Source organism: uncultured Oscillibacter sp., from assembly GCF_947654275.1.
In the GTDB taxonomy this organism is placed as follows: domain Bacteria; phylum Bacillota; class Clostridia; order Oscillospirales; family Oscillospiraceae; genus Oscillibacter.
The window spans coordinates 127,593-143,241 of sequence record NZ_CANTJS010000002.1 but is presented as its reverse complement, the minus strand read 5'-3'; the positions used below and the strand labels follow the sequence as shown (position 1 = coordinate 143,241).

Sequence of the window (15,649 nt, the reverse complement as noted above, 5' to 3'; positions counted from 1 at the left end):
GAATCTTTTCGGGGATGGTCTCCGGATGCTGCATCTGGGCGATGGTGGGGATGAGAATGTTCTGCTCCCGGGCCTTTTTCAGGTTGTGCTCCAGACCCTGCTTGTTAATGGTGAGATCAATCATGGCGTGTCTCCTAATCTTTATTTTGGGACAGCCCGCGCACCGGCGCCTGCTGTCTTGCTGTGAATGGGACGGATATTGGGGGGAAAGCTATGAGGGCAGGCGGCATTTCTAGCAGTAAAGACTTTGATCCCCTGTTCCTCCAGTTTGACGAGAATTCCAGGGTCCGTCTCAGCTTCCGTTATGATGACGTCGATATCCCTGAGAGGGCAGATGCTGACGAAGGCTGAGGACTCAAGCTTGGTATGGCAGCAGAGAAGGACGGTCTGCCGGGCAGACCGGATCATCAGCCGCTTGGTGGGCAGCTCGTCCATGGAAAAGCCCATAAGGCCTCTGGAAAAAACCACCGCATCCGCATGGAGCTGGCGGATTACGTTTTCTGTAAACGGGCCGTTCATGGAAAAGTTGGCCGTCCTCAGTGCACCGCCCAGTACGAAAACGGAAATCTCCGGATTGGAGGACAGCGCGCATATTAAATCGTTGGTGGCAACGTGCAGTCCTCTGCGCTGGGCAAGCTGCCTGGACAGTTCATAGACGGTGGTTCCTGAATCCAGAGGAATGGTTCCGTTTTCCGGTACAAGCTCCGCGGCCCGCTGGGCAACACGGCGCTTCCCGCCGGCGCACAGGTCCTGCGGGTTATAATGATGGGGATCGCCAGCAGCTGGCCGTGATATCATGACAGCGCCTCCGCAGATACATTTAAGAAGATGCCTTTCCTCTGGCTCCCCCCCCCGAAAAAAATCCCTGCGGATGGTGGAGCGGGAAATTCCCAAAGCTTTGGTCAGCTCTGAGGTGGAAACGATGCCGCTTTGCTGTAACGCTTCTAAAATATGGCGAATTCACTGTTCACGGATCACGGACCTCACCTCGTCTGGCTGTTATTCCGGCAGCCATGCAGGAAAAGGCCCGCGGACTGCGCCAAGACGGCCCTGCCTGTCAACAATCGTTCCGCCGGACTGTGTCCAGCCGACCATAGCCCTCCCAGGCGTAGAGCCCCTCCACCGACGGGTCGGCCAGAAGGGATTCCACCTCTCCCACATATAAAATGTGGTCGCCGACGGCCAACGTATCCTTCAGCTTGCAGGAAATCCAAAGGCGGCTTCCGGACACCATTTTCTGAGAGCAGCCTCCGCAGGCCTCCAGAGGGATGCCCAATTCCGCCGCCTTATCCATATTCCGTCCGGAGCAGGTCCCCGCCCGCAGGGCGGCGTCCTTCAGCTGGGGGCCCGGCACGGAGAGGCCGAAGGCTCCCGATGACTGGATGCACTGTCCGGAATAGCCTCTGCTGCTGAGGCAGGCCACAACGGTGGCCGGATGATTAGATGCATAGCTCCACCAGGAAATGGCCATTACGTTGGTATGGCCCTCCGGCGTTTGGACGGTCAAAAGGGCAAATGGATTGGGGGACGTCAGTTTTTCTGCCTGACCAATTGTGATTTGTTCCATGGAGGAGACTCCTTTCGGTTCGGTTCTGATTTGACAGCCTGCTGGGGACCCGGGGACGGGAGAAACGCGGTGGACTCCAGGGATCTTTCCAAAGAAGCCCTGAAACGGGGCAAAGGAATTTCCTCCGCCCGGTTTCAGGGCTTGCCTGAAGCGTGTCGGCTTTCCGGACATCACCCGGGGAGCCTGAAAACACCCTTGGCGGGCATAGGGCCTGTATTCAAAAGAGTCGAATACCGCCTGGGTTCCGCCGTTTCCAGCGGAGCGCCTTCACTGGCCCGGTTTTCCGGCCTTTAGAAACAGGGTATGGTTTAGTTTGCCATATAATCCACGACCTTGTCAATCTGCTCGGCAAAGGTCCCGTCAAACTTGTTTTCAAAGAAGGCGCCGCCGATGGTGAAAGACCAGGAATCGGCGTCCTTCACCTCGTCCAGGCGCTGATAGCTGGAGACGCTGCCCGCCAGGCAGACGGGGGCCTTCACGCCGGCCACAAACTTCTTGTTCAGCTCCACGGCGTCCCCGGTATAGCGGTAGCCCAGCAGGTCGATGCCGTAAACGCCCTTGGCAATCAGGCCGTTGGCCTCTTCAATCATGCCTTCAATGGTGCCCTCCAGCACAGAGGGGCGGCCGGTGATTTTGCCGACAAAGGGCATATATTTCAGGTTATTTTCCTTGCAGTAGTCATTGATAGAGTCAAAATAAAGAGTGCCCATCAGCATGTCAAAGCCGCATTCCACTGCCATTTTGGCGCCTTCCAGACATTCCTCCTCCGTGTAGGCAACCACTTCCAGGAACGTGGTTTTGCCGCACTCCTTCATGTAGGCGCACAGCTTTTTCATCTCGTCCAGAGGAATGCCCACCTCTTTAAAGCCCCAGTATTTCGCCTTGGCATCTTTGCAGGCGTCAAAAATTTCATAGGCATTTTCAACGGTGCGGTCATTGTGGGTCAGCATGACAATCAGTTCAGGATGCTTGCTCATAATCATATACTTCCTTTCAAAATGATGACAATAATTCAATTCTGCCCATCGGAATGAGCAGTATGGGAATCCGTGTTCAGGGATGGGGTGCGCAGCTCCAGCTGATCAGCGCGTCCACGTCTCCGATGTTAAAGAGCTTGTGACCGGTGGCGGGGGGAATCAGCAGCGCGTCGCCTTGATTCAGCTCATAATAGGTGTCGTCCTCAGGGAAGTAGCAGAGAACATGGCCCTGCATACAGAAGAACACCTCGTCCGCCTCCGCGTGGCCGATATCCAGCCCGCCGACTGCGCCGGGCTTCAGCCTGGAAACGCCGAAGGTAATTTTGTCTGTGCGCAGGTACTCCCGCACCAGCTCCTGTTCGTCCATGAAGACCTTGGCATCCGAGGGGTGAAAGATTTTGCCCAGTTTTTCCATACCGAAATTCCTCCGTTTTCATATTTGTGATAACGCCGCGGCCAGGATTCTGCGGCAATTTGGAGCAGACAGAACGAAAAGATTTATCCCTTGGAGTCCTCGTTGAAGACCGGCGTCAGAGCCTTGAACAGCAGATTGAACATTTGATACTGTCTGTCATAGACAGCGCGGTTTGCAGGGTTGGGTTCGAAGGTTTTCCTGATTTGAACCATGGAATCTACAGCGGACTCGATGCTCTCAAACACGCCGGCGGCCTTTCCGGCCAGGATGGCCGCGCCCAGGCAGGCGGTATCCTGAGAGGAATAGGTCACATGGAGGGTCTTTCCGGTGATGTCCGCCTTGATTTGGTTCCAGATGTCGGACTTGGAGCCGCCGCCCATGGTGCGAATCTGCTTGACCTCCAGGCCCATGGCATCAATGGCCTCCAGATTGCGGCAAATGAGGTATCCCAGGCTCTCCATAATTCCCCGGACAAAGTGAGGCTTGCTGTGCTGAAGGGTGGCGCCGTAGAACACACCCTTGGCGTTCAGGTTCACGTCGGGGGCCATGGAGCCCTGGAGATGGGGCAGGCAGATCAAGCCGTCGGCCCCAGGAGGCACGCTGTCGGCTTCCCTGCCCATCAAATCATAGGCGTCGATGCCGGTGAGCTTCTGGATGTCAAGCTCCGGCTGGCAGAAGCCGTCCCGGAACCAGCGCAGGCACATGCCGCCGGTGGTAAAGGTGTGCATCATGTAGGTGTCCGGTGTGGCGAAGTAGTGAACGGGCATCTGGCGGTTGGGATCGTAGGTCAGCTGGGCGGTGGGAACGCAGATGGCCAGCGCCGCGCCGATGTTCTCCGAGAAAATGCCGGGATAGATATTCCCCACGCCGATGGCGCCTGCGGCTTGGTCCAGACAGCCGGTGGTGATTTTCGCCTTGGGGGAGATGCCCAGAAGCTCTGCCATTTCCGGCAGAACAGTCCCCACCAGTTCGCCGGATTCCCGGATTTCCGGAAGGGCGGAGGGGTCAACGCCGATGAAGTCCAGCATTTCTGGCCAGTATTTCTTTGTCCGGATGTCCCAGTATTCCGTAGAGGTCAGCAGGGAGCCCTCGGCCACAAACCTTCCTGTCAGCAGGTAGATCACATAGTCCTCCAGCAGAAGGAAGTGCCGGGTTTTCGCAAAAATCTCCGGCTCGTTCTCCTTGACCCACAGCAGCTTGGCGGCGGGCCAGCAGGCCTCGAAGCTCACCTGTCCGGTGACCTGATAGCACAGCTCATCTCCGAAGTGGGCCCGGAGCTGTTCCGCCTGATCGCCGGCCCGGTTGTCCATCCAGACGATGGCATTTCTCAGCGGCTGTCCGTCTCCGTCCAGCAGGCACAGCGTTTCGCCCTGAACGGAAAAGCCCACTGCGGTGATGTCTTGGGTGTTCACGGCACCGCCGGAGCGGATGACCTCCATGCATTTGACAATGGAATCCATATAAATGCCGCAAGGGGCTTCCACAATATTGGGCTGCGGCGTCAGAAGGGAGTACTCCACAACTGCGGCGGCCTGCTGGACCCCCTTGTGGTCAAAAACGGCCGCTTTCAGAGAGGTGGTGCCGACGTCAATGCCGAGGATCAGTTCGTTCATACATGCTTCCTTCCTTTCTGGTCTTGTTTGAGCGCCGCGGGCCGCGCCGGGATGTGCTGGTTCGCGGTGTGCAAATAGGTTCGACCTATATGCTTTTATTTATGGTAGCATGTCCGGGAAACAATGTCAATTCCTCAAAACCTAAAAAGTAAGGCGGTTTTTACAGCAGTTTCGCTATATCAACAAGAAGACCAACCTTTATTGAGGGAACTGACGGCATAAAACTCGCCTGTCTTCAAATATTCTTGAGTTAACCTTTATTTTAATCGGCGATATAATTCATTAAAACAGGATAATATCGGAAATACTGGATAATTTTTGGAAATACTGTGATGTAAAAGTCGTGAAAGGAACCAGCGTTGGACAGAAGATGCCTTTAAAATAGGAAGGATGTCTCCCTGTAAACATATCGAACAATTTCAACAAGGGCGAATTGTATAACCAAACAAAATTTGTCTGGTTCGGCAAATAGGTGATTGACAAACCGGAGAGAGGGATTCATAATAAAGTCAACATAGGGCCAACCTATTTATAAGGCTCATGCCGGTAAAGGGGTATATACTTATGATTAAAAAATCAAGCAAGGTGCTTGAACCGATCACGTCCATCCTATTGGCGTTCCTGGTCGGTTCACTGGTGATCGTACTGATCGGCGAAGATCCTCTTTCTACATTCCGGGTCATGTTTTCTGGAGCGTTCGGCTCATCGGTCAACATCAGCAATACGCTGGTCAAGACAACGACGCTGACGCTGTCGGGCTTGAGCTACGCCTTCGCGTTCCGCTGCGGCCTGATCAACATCGGCGCAGAGGGGCAGATGTACATCGGCGCGCTGAGCGCGTCTGTGGTGGTCCTCTTTATGCCAGGGCCTGGATTTCTGGTGGTAATTCTGGCGTTGCTGGCTGGTTTTCTGGGCGGCGCGATCTGGGGACTATTGGTGGGCGTTCTGAAGGTCCGCTTCGGGGCCAACGAGGTTATTACGACTGTGATGCTGAACTACGCCGCTCAATACCTGATTCAGTGGGCGGTCTGCGGGCCTATTCAGGATCCCAACAGCAATGCGGCACAGACCGTTATGTTTGAGGACACCTATTGGATGCATTACATCCTCCCTGGGACCAAGCTGCACACCGGCTTTCTGCTGATGATCCTCAGCCTAGTGTTTTTTGGGATTTTCCTGTGGAAGACGGCTCCGGGCTTCGGTATGCAGATTGTGGGCCAGAACAATCAGGCGGCCGCCTATGCTGGCATCAGCGTTCAGAAGAACACCCTGATGGCGATGTTTATGGCCGGCGGCTTCGCGGGTCTGGCCGGTGCCATTGAGGTTTTGGGCGTGCAGCACCGTTTGCTGAAGGGCATGGCCAGCAACTTCGGATTCGACGGCATTGCCGTGGCGCTGCTGGGCGCAAACCATCCGGTGGGCATGTTCCTCTCCGGCATTCTGCTTGGGGCCATGAAAAGCGGTGGAAATGCCGTGCAGATGTTCACGCGGGTTCCCTCCTCTGTGGTAGATTTGATTCGGGCACTGGTGATTGTGTTCGTTTTGATCAATGTGCTGAGCAAGGTTCTGCTTCAGGTGAAGAAAGAGAAAGGGGCGACGATTCATGGCTGATTCCATCATTTCCTTCCTGGCTGCAATGATCCGCTATTCCACTCCGCTGCTCTTCGTTGCCCTGGGTGTGCTGGTAATGGAGGTTTCCGGCATTGTCAACATGGGAGCCGAGGGTATGATGATTATAGGATGTCTCACCGGCGTGGTGGTCACACACCACCTGAATAACGCCTGGCTGGGCGGGTTAGCCGCCATGCTGGTGGCGGGGCTGTTCGGCCTGCTGTTCGGTGCGCTGGTGCTGGAATTCCGTATCAATCAAACGGTTTTGGGCGTGGCGTTCAATCTGGTGGGCGCCGGCTTGACAACCACGCTGAACCGGGCTTTTTTCGATGGCATGAACGCCGGGACCACCTATGGCAGCTTCCTGGGGTTTCCGATTCCCACCTACATTGCCATCGGGCTGGTGATTCTGGCCTGGGTTGCCATGTACAAGATGAAAATTGGCGTGCAGATGCGCTCAGTGGGAGAAAATCCCGTGGTGGTGGAGAGCGTGGGCATCAGCGTCAAAAAGCTCCGTTATATTGCCTGCGCCGCAGGCGGCGCTCTGGTGGGGTTTGGCGGCGCGTTCCTCTCCACCGGCATTCTGAGCCAGTTCACGGAGAACATGACGGACGGGCGGGGCTTCATCGCTCTGGCGGCGGTGACCTTCGGTAAATACACGCCCTTTGGCACGCTGGGCGGCGTGCTGGTCTTCGGCATCGGCGAGACCCTGTCCTACCGGCTCCAGGCCGGCGGCGGTGCATTCCCCTATGAGTTTGCCCTGATGCTGCCTTATATCCTGACAGTGCTGGCGCTGTGCGCCTTTTCCAGAAACGCGAAGGACCCCGCCGCTCTGGGCGTGCCATATGTTAAGAGCCATTGATTCTACGGTGTTCCAGATAAGGGGATACAGCTTTTGCGCAGAGGGACTCTGTGCGGATTCTGTAATATACAAGAAGCTTTGGACTATGTTAAGGAGGAACGTACAATGAAGAAGGTATTTGCTCTTGCGCTGTCCCTGATGATGGTGGTCAGCCTGCTGGCCGGCTGCGGCGGCTCCGGCGGTTCCAGCAATCCCCCGGCCTCAGGCGGCGGAGACGCCCAGCAGCCCGGCGATGCTCAGACCAGCAGCGGGGACACGGACTACAGCAACGTGAAAATCGGCCTGATGCTCTCCGGCAGCGCCAATGACGGCGGCTGGAGCCAGATGGCGGCGGACGCCGCCAACGCGGCTGCCGAAAAGTATCCCGGCGCCACGGTAAACTACTCCGAGTCCATTCCCGCCACCGACTTTGAGAGCACCATGCGGGGTTATGCCGATGCCGGCTATACCATCATTGTCTCCCACGGCGCGGAGTTCCTGGACGCTGCCAAGCTGGTTTCCCAGGAATATCCCGACATCACCTTTATCTGCACTAGCGCCCAGTCCGGCCAGGAGCCCAATCTCACCGGCATTGATTTTGCCACCTTCCAGCTGGGCTTCCTGAATGGCGTCGCCTGCGCCATGGCCACTGAAACCAAGAAGATCGGCGCGGTGGGCTCCAACGAAATTGACTCCATCATCGCCTGGGCCGACGGCGTGCGGGCCGGCGCTCAATACGTTGACCCGGAGTGCGAGGTCATCACCGTTTATACCGGCTCCTATGATGATGCGCTGAAGGCGAAGCAGGCCGTTGACGCGCTGCAGCAGCAGGGCGTGGACATCGTAACCCAGAACGCGGACGCCTGCGGCGTAGGCGCTGTGCAGGAGTGCGACGCGCTGGGCCTGATGAATGTGGGCGCTGTCTCCGACCAGACTCTGCTGGGCGAAAGCTGTTTCATCAGCGTCATTCAGGACGCGCAGCTGGGCATCGAGGTCGCCGTTGAGCAGGCCATCGAGGGAACCGTTGAGCCGGGATTTGTCAGCATGGGTGCATCCGCCGGCGTGATTACTCTGACCGATTATGCCGGCAAGTATGCCGACCTGCTGACCGACGAGGAGAAGACCACCCTTCAGAACCTGTGGCAGCAGTCCTACGACGGCGTAGACCTGGAAACCCTGGTAAAATAAGCGGCCCGGAAAGGCAGGGGCGGCCCTGCCGGGGTGGGCAGCGGAATTTAGGAATATGCCGTGCGGAGCGCTCCGCTCCGCACGGCCTCCGCTGAACGCCGCTTTTTAAAAAGCTCCCGACCGTTCGGACGGCAGGAATATTCACAGAGAGACAGAGGGAAAAAAACAGACGCCGTCGGGCAGTTTGCCGGCGGTTCTTCCGGGCAGGGACTATGGGATTAAAACGGAGAGGTCGGTGTACGCATGAATTTTATCGAATTGAAGGAAATTACTAAAATCTATCCGGGGACCGTCGCCTGCGATAAGGTGTCCGTGGGCTTCCGGCGGGGTGAGGTTCATACGCTGCTGGGTGAAAATGGCGCTGGAAAGAGTACGCTGATGAATGTCCTCTACGGCCTGGCCAAGCCCGACGGCGGCACAATTTTCGTCAACGGAAAGGAGACGGAGATTGATTCGCCCAAAACGGCCATCGCCTGCGGTGTCGGCATGGTGCACCAGCACTTCATGCTGATTCCCACACTGACGGTAGTGGAAAACGTCATCCTGAGTCTGGATGAGAAAAAGGCCTTTATCGACAAAAAGCGGGTTGCCGCCCGCATTCTGGAAATCTCTCAGAAATACGGTCTGCTGGTGGATCCCTACGCCAAGGTATCCTCTTTGACGGTGGGGCAGCAGCAGCGGGTTGAGATTCTCAAGGCGCTGTATAAGAACTGCGACCTGCTGGTTCTGGACGAGCCTACAGCCGTTCTGACGCCCCAGGAAATTCGGGAGCTGTTTGTAGCCATCCGAAATTTGATTGCGGAGGATAAGGCGGTTATTTTCATCAGCCACAAGCTCAACGAGGTTATGGAAATCAGCAAGGTCATCACCATTCTCCATCTGGGCAAGGTGGTAGGCTCCGTCAACGCCTGCGACACCAACGCCCGGGAGCTGGCCAGCATGATGGTGGGTAAGGAGGTCAGTTTCGAGGTCGCTCGGGGCGAACAGAAGCTGGGCGGGACCATGCTGGAGGTAAAGGATATGCACGCCAAGGATTCCAAGGGCGTGGAGACCGTCCGGGGCCTGAATATGCAGGTCCGCGCCGGCGAGATTTACGGCATCGCAGGTGTAGACGGCAACGGACAGAGCGAGCTGATTCGGGGCATTGTGGGCCTGTGCAAAAAAACTGGGACCGTCCTGATTGGCGGAGAGGACATGTCGAAGTCCACGCCCCGACAGATTCTGGACAAGGGCGTGGCGCACATTCCCGAGGACCGTCAGGGTATGGGCGTGGTGATGAAGATGCCCATACGGAATAACCTGGTATTGGATACATTTTATGATGAGAAATTCACCAAAGGTGTGTTTTTAGATTGGAAGAAGGTGGACGGTCAAGCGGGCTACCTGATTGAACACTACGGCATCAAAACGCCGGACGCCGGCAATCCTGTCAGCTCTCTTTCGGGCGGCAACCAACAGAAGGTTGTGGTGGCGCGGGAACTGGACAAGCAGCCCCGTCTTCTCTTCGCGGTTCACCCCACACGGGGTGTGGATATCGGCGCGACGCAGTTCATTCACGAACAGATTATGGCCGCGCGGGACGCCGGGTGCGCGGTGGTGCTGGTTTCCACAGAGCTGGACGAGATCATCTCTCTCAGCGACCGGATCGGCGTAATTTATGAGGGCGTCATATTGGGTGAGATGGACCGGAAGGACGCCAATTATGAGCGCCTGGGCCTGCTGATGGCGGGCAAGCGGGACGAAGCGGCGCAGACCGTTGGCAAGGAGGGCTGAGCTGGTATGAGGCTGAGTTATTTTCAAACGCCAAAGGATGACCTGAAAATCAGGGAGCTCTACCGCAGCCCGGACTTGCTGGAGGAGCTGGAGCAGGCCTCCCAGGGGGCGAAATCCCTGCCAGATGCCGGCGCGTACTACACCACGCCGGTGGTGTTCCCCAAGCCCGGGTCGGACCGACCCTACATTGTGTCCTCCATTGTGCTGAGCGCCGACGGAAAAATGGCCTTTATGGACAACATGCAGGGGCCGCTGATTGCCAAGTGCAATTACCTGGACCCCGCTGGCGGCGCAGGAGACTTCTGGTGTCTGAATCTGCTGCGGGCCAGCGCGGACGGACTGATTGTTGGCGCAAACACCCTGCAGAACGAGCCCAACTATATCAACTACTGCATGGATGAGGATCTGTTCCGCCAGCGGCAGGAGGTCCTGGGCAAGCGGGATCAGCCCTGTGAGATTCTCGTCAGTCTGGACAGCACGGACATCCCCTTTGAGCACATTGCGTTCCAGGTGGACCCTGCGGACAGGCTGAAAAACATCATTGCCACCTCACCCGCCGGATGGGACTACATCCAGAAGAACAGCCCCCTGAAGCATGTTCTGGCAGGTGGTTTCACTGTCCGGGAGCAGGTGGATGCGGCGGAGCTGCCGGCGCTGGACCGGGACTTCGACACGGTGCCCGTCATTGTTACTGGAACCGGGAACCAGCCGGACATGAAGCTGATGCTGTATGTCCTGCGCCGTCTGGGCATGGAGACCATCTGCGCGGAAGCGCCCAGCTACTGCGGCGCTCTGATGGAAAATGGGTGCCTTGACGAATACTTTATCAATTACTCCATGGTCTATGTGGGCGGCGCCATGTCCCCCGGTGCCGCATTTCCAAAGTCCTGGAAAAATCATCCTCACGCGGAGCTGGTCAGCGTGGGCATTCATCGCCGGAATTTCCTGTTTACCAGACAGAAAATCCGCTATGACGCAATTGATGAATCATGATTATCGCCAGGGACGCGAGAGAACTGCGATAGCCAATGTCAGCAGTCCTCCGGCTGCTGACATTTTTATAGGACGTGGGCCGGGAAGACTTTTTGCTGCGTGCGCCAAGTCCGCCGGCCCCGCCGATTCAGCCAGAAACGAGGAGCGTAACAACGTATGAACAAGCATGCTGATCTTTTGATTCGCAATATCACGGTTTACACCCAGGATTCCAGCCGCAGCGTTCTGCAAAATACAGACGTGGCCGTTCGGGGCGATACCATCGCCGCTGTGGGAAAGCTGGAGGGCTGGACCGCCGCCACGGTGCTGGACGGCACAGGGAAAGCGTTGTTCCCCGGGATGCAGAACCTGCATGTCCATATCTTTCAGTCTCTTCTGAAGGGGCTGGGGGCGGACCTGAATCTCATCGCCTGGCTCCAGGCGGCGCCCCTCCGGGGCGGTCCTGCCATGACGGCCTCCCTCCAAAGGCTGGCCTGCCGGGTGGCGGCAATGGAGAGCCTGAAATGCGGCGTCACCACTCTGTCGGACTTCAATTATGTCCAGCATAACGACGAACTTCCCCACGCCTGCATTGAGACCATGGAGGAGGTGGGCATCCGGGGCATCTATATGGACTGTTACCACGACACCGGTCTTGAGATGAATGTCTTTCCCGGTTTTATTCACCCAGCGGACGAGTGCATCCGCCGGACAGACGCTCTGGTGCGGCAATATGCAGACCATCCGTTGATTCGGATTTGGTCCGGGGCATCTGTGCCCTGGGGTACCACGGAACACCTGTACCGGGCCATGGCGGATTACTCCGGGTCCACTGGCATTCCCTACACTATGCACATTCTGGAAACGGAGGAGGACAACGCCTTTACAATGAAGCACTGGGGAACCCCTGTAGTGGAGACCCTGGAGAAGTTGGGCGTTCTGACGGATCGCCTCTCCGCCGTTCACTGCGTCTGCTTGAAGGAAGAGGAGATTGACGCCTTTGTCCGCAACGGCGTTAATGCGGTGTACTGCCCGGCCTCCAACGCTTATCTGGGCTCCGGCATCCCGCCAGTGGCGGCCATGCTGGAACAGGGGGTGAACATCGTCATGGGCACTGACGGCGCGGCCAGCAACAATTCCTCGGATATGATTGAGAGCCTGAAGATTGGCCTCCTGCTGCAAAAGGTGGGGACCCGGCGGTCGGACTGCATGACGGCTCAGAACATGCTGGATTTTACCACCATCAACGGAGCCAAAGCCGCTCACCGGCCGGACCTGGGTTCCATTGAAGCGGGAAAGCTGGCGGATATGTTTATTTTTAATCCCGCCTATCTCCGATCCTGTCCGAACTTTGATACTCTGGCCACACTGATGTATAATTCCAGTCAGGAGAATGTGGAAACCACCCTCGTCAACGGACGCATTGTTTATCACAAGGGGCAGTTTGCCTGCGGCCTGGAGGAGAGTGCTGTGGTAGCGGAGGTGGAAGCGGCCATGAAGAAGTTTATGGCGGAGGTCTGATGTTGAAAAGGGAGGAACATCCTATGGAAGAAACCACAAAATTGCTGTTTGTCTGCGGCAGTCCCCGAAAGGCCTCCACGGCCTATGCCATTGAGGAGGCAAAGCGGGGGGCGGAGACGGTGGCGGATGTGCAGGTGGATGTGCTCTATCTCCAGGGGAAGAAAATCGCCCCCTGCATGGGCTGCAACAGCTGTGTGAAAAAGGGCGTGGCCCGCTGCGTGGTCTATGACGACGATATGGGCAGTTGGAATGAGGGCTTTTTCAAATATGACGGCTACCTGATGGGCACGCCGGTCTATGAGATGGGCATGACACCCCAGCTCTGCGCCTTCCTCTCCCGGTTCCGGGCGGAGTATCTGAATCAGAGGGAGGACCCGTTTCTGCGGATGTATACCCCCGGCGCAGCGCTGGCCGTGGGCGGTACCCGCAACGGCGGACAGGAGAGCGCCATCAACGCCATTCTGGGCTTCTATCACACCCAGGGGATGCCGGTGGTAAACGGTGGTCTGGGCGTTTATGCCGGCGCCGCGGTTTGGAGTCAGGACCGGATGACCCAGGGGGCTGCCGAGGACGAGAAGGGTATGGAGAGCGCCCGAATCATCGGCAAAAAGCTGGCGCTGACGGCCAAGGCCCTGAAGGCCGGCAGGCCCCGGGAGTGAGGAGGCGCATATGGAGCATTGGAGCGTCAACGAGGCGGCGGCCTGCATCATTGAGGAGGAGATTCTCCCCAAGGCGAACCGGCTGAATATTGAGGTCGTCCGTCTGAAAAACGGAGCTGTTGTTCTGGATATGGGTATCCGCTGCAAAGGCGGCTTCCGGGCGGGGAAATATTTTGCCGAGGTGGGCATGGGGGGCCTGGGCCGCCTGAGTTTTACCATGATTCAGCTGGAGCGCTGTTTGGTCCCTGGCCTGCGGGTCTTTACAGAAAATCCCGGCGTGTGCGAAATGGCCTCCTATGTGGCGGCCACCAAGGTGCCCTGGAAGGGGGACTTGCAGGTAATCTCCGGCCCGGTGCGGTCTATCCGGGGGTCGGACCATTTTGCTCAGTTAGTCTCCTATCGGGACCCCACCCCCCAGAAGGCGGTCGCCGGCGTCCAGACCACGGAGATGCCGGATGAGGAGCTGGCGGAGGGGATTGCCCAGGCCTGCGGCATCTCTCCGAACCGGCTTTACATCATGGCGGCTCGTACAGGCTGCATGGTGGGTGCGGTGCAGGTCTGCGCCCGGAATGTGGAACAGGCCATGCCTACCGTGGCGGACCGGGGCTTTTCCATGAGCCAGATTCTGGAGGGCAACGCCACCACGCCGCTGGTGTCGGTGGTGGATGACGAGGCCGTTGCCTACGGCCGGGTGAACGACTGCCTGATTTACGGTCAGGAGACCAATCTCACGGTCCGATGTGCCGACGAAGCCATCAGTGCCATGCTGGCGGACATTCCATTTTCCAAGAATCAGGATGTCTATGGCATCCCCTTTCAGGAGCTCTTTGCCCGCTGCAAAAACAATTGGGCCTATGTGCCCCGGGACTGGGATGCCCCCTGTAAGATTAATTTCTTCAACATCACAACAGGAAATCGCTTCACCACAGGGCGCATCGGTTATGAGACCCTGGAAAAGGCCTTTCTGGGAGACGGAGGAACGCTATGAACCATGTGACGGATCTGGACCTTGAAAACCGGAGCTCCTGGCAGGGCGCTCTGGATATGATCTTTGCCCTATGCGGCGAGGCAGCCGACCTGTCCTTTGACTGCCGGATGCTGGGCGGGGACAGGACGCCCACGGTGGAAATCCGTCTGGATAATCCGGCGGAGCTGTCCCTGCCCATGGTGACGGAGTCAGACGGCGCATCTGTGGAGCGCTGGAAATATGGTATGGTGGTGCTGGCGGATGAACGGCCGGCCAGCCTGCCGGAGGGCTGTGTCTTTTTGCTGCGCCGGAACGGCGCGGCGGCTGTGACCTACCGGGCCTTTAAGGAGACGGTCCGCGTCCTGACGGAGCTGGGTATTTCCGCTGAGTTCTCCTGGTCCTCCATCCCCCTTGCCCCACTTTGCGACGATCTATCTGTAACCCTGAAACGGGAAGCAGACAGCTGGCGGTTTGGCGCGGTTCACACGCTGTGGGTCCGCTGCCGGCAGGATGAGACGCTGAAGTGCAGCATGAAGCAAATGGGTCCCTGCGGGCTGCTTCAGGTCCAGAACATGGCCACCGCCAACACCTGGATTACCGGGTCCGTAGACCAGGCCAGACTGCTGGAGGGACTGAAAAACATTTGAAATCCTTGATTTTTTGTGATTTCTCTTGGAGAACAGATGTCTGAATTGCTGGAATTGGTTGACAATTCTCGGGGCGGATGGTATGATTCAAATAGGTAGAACCTATTTTGGAACACATTCTGCCGGAAGAAGGAGAGACCACTATGGAAAAGACACAGCAGTTATCCGAGCGGATTACAAAATTACTTTTGCACGAGATTCAGGATGGTGAATTTTCGGAGATGGATTCCCTGCCTCCCGAGGTAGACCTGGCCGACCGGTTTCAGGTCAGCCGGAATATCATCCGGGAGTGTCTGGCCCGGCTGGAGCGGGAGGGCTGGGTCATCCGCAAGCACGGGGTGGGCACGCTGATCAACAAGCATGTCGTCCACGTGGAGACCCGGATGGACCTGAACTTTGAGCTGAGCCAGACGCTGGAGATGAACGGGAAGCGGGCGGAGACAGATCTGGTCCGCTTCCGGACGGAACCCGCCGGGGCGGCGGTGGCAGCGCAGCTGAAAATTTCAGAGGGGGACGAGGTGCTGCGGGTTTCCCGGCTCATCAAGGCGGACGGTAAGCCGGTCATCTACTGCATCGACTATCTGCCCATGGTCCTGGTGACGGACTGCGATTTCTGTCAAGCCGACTTTGAGCCGCCTATTTTCCACTTCCTAGACAAATTTTGCAGCCACGTCACCGTGGAAACCAATCTGGCGGAGGTGCGGGCCCTGCCTGTCACCGAGGAGGTGGCCGAGGCGCTGGAGGTTCCTCTGACCTGTGCGCTGCTGTTTCTGGGAGAGGTGGGCTATGACCTGCGTTCCAGGCCGGTGCTGTACTCAGAGGAGTATTTCATGGACCGCGTTATCCGGCACATGATTGTGCGCAAGAAAATATAGGCATAGATTGGGAATTTATAAGC

The 15,649-nt window shown here is 57.3% G+C and carries 15 protein-coding genes and 1 pseudogene; 10 read left to right on the top strand and 6 right to left on the bottom strand.

Features of this window, described 5'->3' with window-relative positions:
* Nucleotides 1-141: 141 nt before the first annotated feature.
* The 6 genes and pseudogenes from Q0063_RS01275 to Q0063_RS01255 all read right to left on the bottom strand — a co-directional run bounded on the left by Q0063_RS01275 (nucleotide 142) and on the right by Q0063_RS01255 (nucleotide 4,572).
* Nucleotides 142-798 carry a DeoR/GlpR family DNA-binding transcription regulator gene (locus Q0063_RS01275; protein WP_297870152.1) on the bottom strand — a complete coding sequence of 219 codons (657 nt, stop codon included), beginning with the start codon at nucleotides 796-798 and terminating at the stop codon, nucleotides 142-144.
* 3 nt (nucleotides 799-801) lie between these two features.
* Nucleotides 802-951, bottom strand: a pseudogene (locus Q0063_RS14665) (DeoR family transcriptional regulator); the annotation flags it as partial.
* Nucleotides 952-1,057: 106 nt separating this feature from the next.
* Nucleotides 1,058-1,567: a flavin reductase family protein gene (locus Q0063_RS01270; RefSeq protein ID WP_297870151.1), complete on the bottom strand. Its 510-nt coding sequence runs from the start codon at nucleotides 1,565-1,567 to the stop codon at nucleotides 1,058-1,060.
* 308 nt (nucleotides 1,568-1,875) lie between these two features.
* The gene (locus Q0063_RS01265) at nucleotides 1,876-2,544 is read right to left on the bottom strand and encodes a hypothetical protein (protein ID WP_297870150.1); all 669 of its coding nucleotides are present in this window, start codon (nucleotides 2,542-2,544) and stop codon (nucleotides 1,876-1,878) included.
* Between the two features lie 76 nt (nucleotides 2,545-2,620).
* Nucleotides 2,621-2,959, bottom strand: coding sequence for a cupin domain-containing protein (locus Q0063_RS01260; protein WP_297870149.1), 339 nt, complete (start codon nucleotides 2,957-2,959; stop codon nucleotides 2,621-2,623).
* A gap of 83 nt (nucleotides 2,960-3,042) precedes the next feature.
* Nucleotides 3,043-4,572, bottom strand: a complete 1,530-nt coding sequence (locus Q0063_RS01255; RefSeq protein ID WP_297870148.1) for an FGGY-family carbohydrate kinase — start codon at nucleotides 4,570-4,572, stop codon at nucleotides 3,043-3,045.
* A gap of 564 nt (nucleotides 4,573-5,136) precedes the next feature.
* Between Q0063_RS01255 and Q0063_RS01250 the strand changes: the two genes are divergently transcribed.
* From Q0063_RS01250 to Q0063_RS01205, 10 genes are all read left to right on the top strand, one after another.
* Nucleotides 5,137-6,183: an ABC transporter permease gene (locus Q0063_RS01250; protein ID WP_297870147.1), complete on the top strand. Its 1,047-nt coding sequence runs from the start codon at nucleotides 5,137-5,139 to the stop codon at nucleotides 6,181-6,183.
* Nucleotides 6,176-7,045, top strand: coding sequence for an ABC transporter permease (locus tag Q0063_RS01245; protein WP_297870146.1), 870 nt, complete (start codon nucleotides 6,176-6,178; stop codon nucleotides 7,043-7,045). Before Q0063_RS01250 ends, Q0063_RS01245 begins: the two co-directional genes overlap by 8 nt.
* Nucleotides 7,046-7,150: 105 nt before the next feature.
* Nucleotides 7,151-8,212, top strand: a complete 1,062-nt coding sequence (locus Q0063_RS01240) for a BMP family protein (protein ID WP_297870145.1) — start codon at nucleotides 7,151-7,153, stop codon at nucleotides 8,210-8,212.
* Between the two features lie 243 nt (nucleotides 8,213-8,455).
* Complete coding sequence (locus tag Q0063_RS01235; RefSeq protein WP_297870144.1) at nucleotides 8,456-9,985, top strand: ABC transporter ATP-binding protein; 1,530 nt, start codon at nucleotides 8,456-8,458, stop codon at nucleotides 9,983-9,985.
* Nucleotides 9,986-9,991: 6 nt separating this feature from the next.
* Nucleotides 9,992-10,978: a pyrimidine reductase gene (locus Q0063_RS01230; protein WP_297870143.1), complete on the top strand. Its 987-nt coding sequence runs from the start codon at nucleotides 9,992-9,994 to the stop codon at nucleotides 10,976-10,978.
* A 156-nt stretch (nucleotides 10,979-11,134) separates the two neighbouring features.
* Nucleotides 11,135-12,478: an amidohydrolase gene (locus Q0063_RS01225; RefSeq protein WP_297870142.1), complete on the top strand. Its 1,344-nt coding sequence runs from the start codon at nucleotides 11,135-11,137 to the stop codon at nucleotides 12,476-12,478.
* 23 nt (nucleotides 12,479-12,501) lie between these two features.
* Nucleotides 12,502-13,137 carry a flavodoxin family protein gene (locus Q0063_RS01220; protein ID WP_297870141.1) on the top strand — a complete coding sequence of 212 codons (636 nt, stop codon included), beginning with the start codon at nucleotides 12,502-12,504 and terminating at the stop codon, nucleotides 13,135-13,137.
* A gap of 10 nt (nucleotides 13,138-13,147) precedes the next feature.
* On the top strand, nucleotides 13,148-14,125 hold the full coding sequence (locus tag Q0063_RS01215) for a methenyltetrahydromethanopterin cyclohydrolase (protein ID WP_297870140.1): 978 nt from the start codon (nucleotides 13,148-13,150) through the stop codon (nucleotides 14,123-14,125).
* Nucleotides 14,122-14,751 carry a hypothetical protein gene (locus Q0063_RS01210; protein ID WP_297870139.1) on the top strand — a complete coding sequence of 210 codons (630 nt, stop codon included), beginning with the start codon at nucleotides 14,122-14,124 and terminating at the stop codon, nucleotides 14,749-14,751. The genes Q0063_RS01215 and Q0063_RS01210 overlap by 4 nt, the downstream gene beginning before the upstream one ends.
* 143 nt (nucleotides 14,752-14,894) lie before the next feature.
* Entirely contained in the window at nucleotides 14,895-15,626 is a 732-nt protein-coding gene (locus tag Q0063_RS01205) for a GntR family transcriptional regulator (RefSeq protein WP_297870138.1), read from the top strand.
* Nucleotides 15,627-15,649 lie beyond the last annotated feature (23 nt).

Coding starts and splice junctions, on each gene's coding strand:
- Q0063_RS01275 (WP_297870152.1), bottom strand. CDS start 798: ATGATATCACGGCCAGCTGCTGGCGATCCCCATCATTATAACCCGCAG.
- Q0063_RS01270 (WP_297870151.1), bottom strand. CDS start 1,567: ATGGAACAAATCACAATTGGTCAGGCAGAAAAACTGACGTCCCCCAAT.
- Q0063_RS01265 (WP_297870150.1), bottom strand. CDS start 2,544: ATGAGCAAGCATCCTGAACTGATTGTCATGCTGACCCACAATGACCGC.
- Q0063_RS01260 (WP_297870149.1), bottom strand. CDS start 2,959: ATGGAAAAACTGGGCAAAATCTTTCACCCCTCGGATGCCAAGGTCTTC.
- Q0063_RS01255 (WP_297870148.1), bottom strand. CDS start 4,572: ATGAACGAACTGATCCTCGGCATTGACGTCGGCACCACCTCTCTGAAA.
- Q0063_RS01250 (WP_297870147.1), top strand. CDS start 5,137: ATGATTAAAAAATCAAGCAAGGTGCTTGAACCGATCACGTCCATCCTA.
- Q0063_RS01245 (WP_297870146.1), top strand. CDS start 6,176: ATGGCTGATTCCATCATTTCCTTCCTGGCTGCAATGATCCGCTATTCC.
- Q0063_RS01240 (WP_297870145.1), top strand. CDS start 7,151: ATGAAGAAGGTATTTGCTCTTGCGCTGTCCCTGATGATGGTGGTCAGC.
- Q0063_RS01235 (WP_297870144.1), top strand. CDS start 8,456: ATGAATTTTATCGAATTGAAGGAAATTACTAAAATCTATCCGGGGACC.
- Q0063_RS01230 (WP_297870143.1), top strand. CDS start 9,992: ATGAGGCTGAGTTATTTTCAAACGCCAAAGGATGACCTGAAAATCAGG.
- Q0063_RS01225 (WP_297870142.1), top strand. CDS start 11,135: ATGAACAAGCATGCTGATCTTTTGATTCGCAATATCACGGTTTACACC.
- Q0063_RS01220 (WP_297870141.1), top strand. CDS start 12,502: ATGGAAGAAACCACAAAATTGCTGTTTGTCTGCGGCAGTCCCCGAAAG.
- Q0063_RS01215 (WP_297870140.1), top strand. CDS start 13,148: ATGGAGCATTGGAGCGTCAACGAGGCGGCGGCCTGCATCATTGAGGAG.
- Q0063_RS01210 (WP_297870139.1), top strand. CDS start 14,122: ATGAACCATGTGACGGATCTGGACCTTGAAAACCGGAGCTCCTGGCAG.
- Q0063_RS01205 (WP_297870138.1), top strand. CDS start 14,895: ATGGAAAAGACACAGCAGTTATCCGAGCGGATTACAAAATTACTTTTG.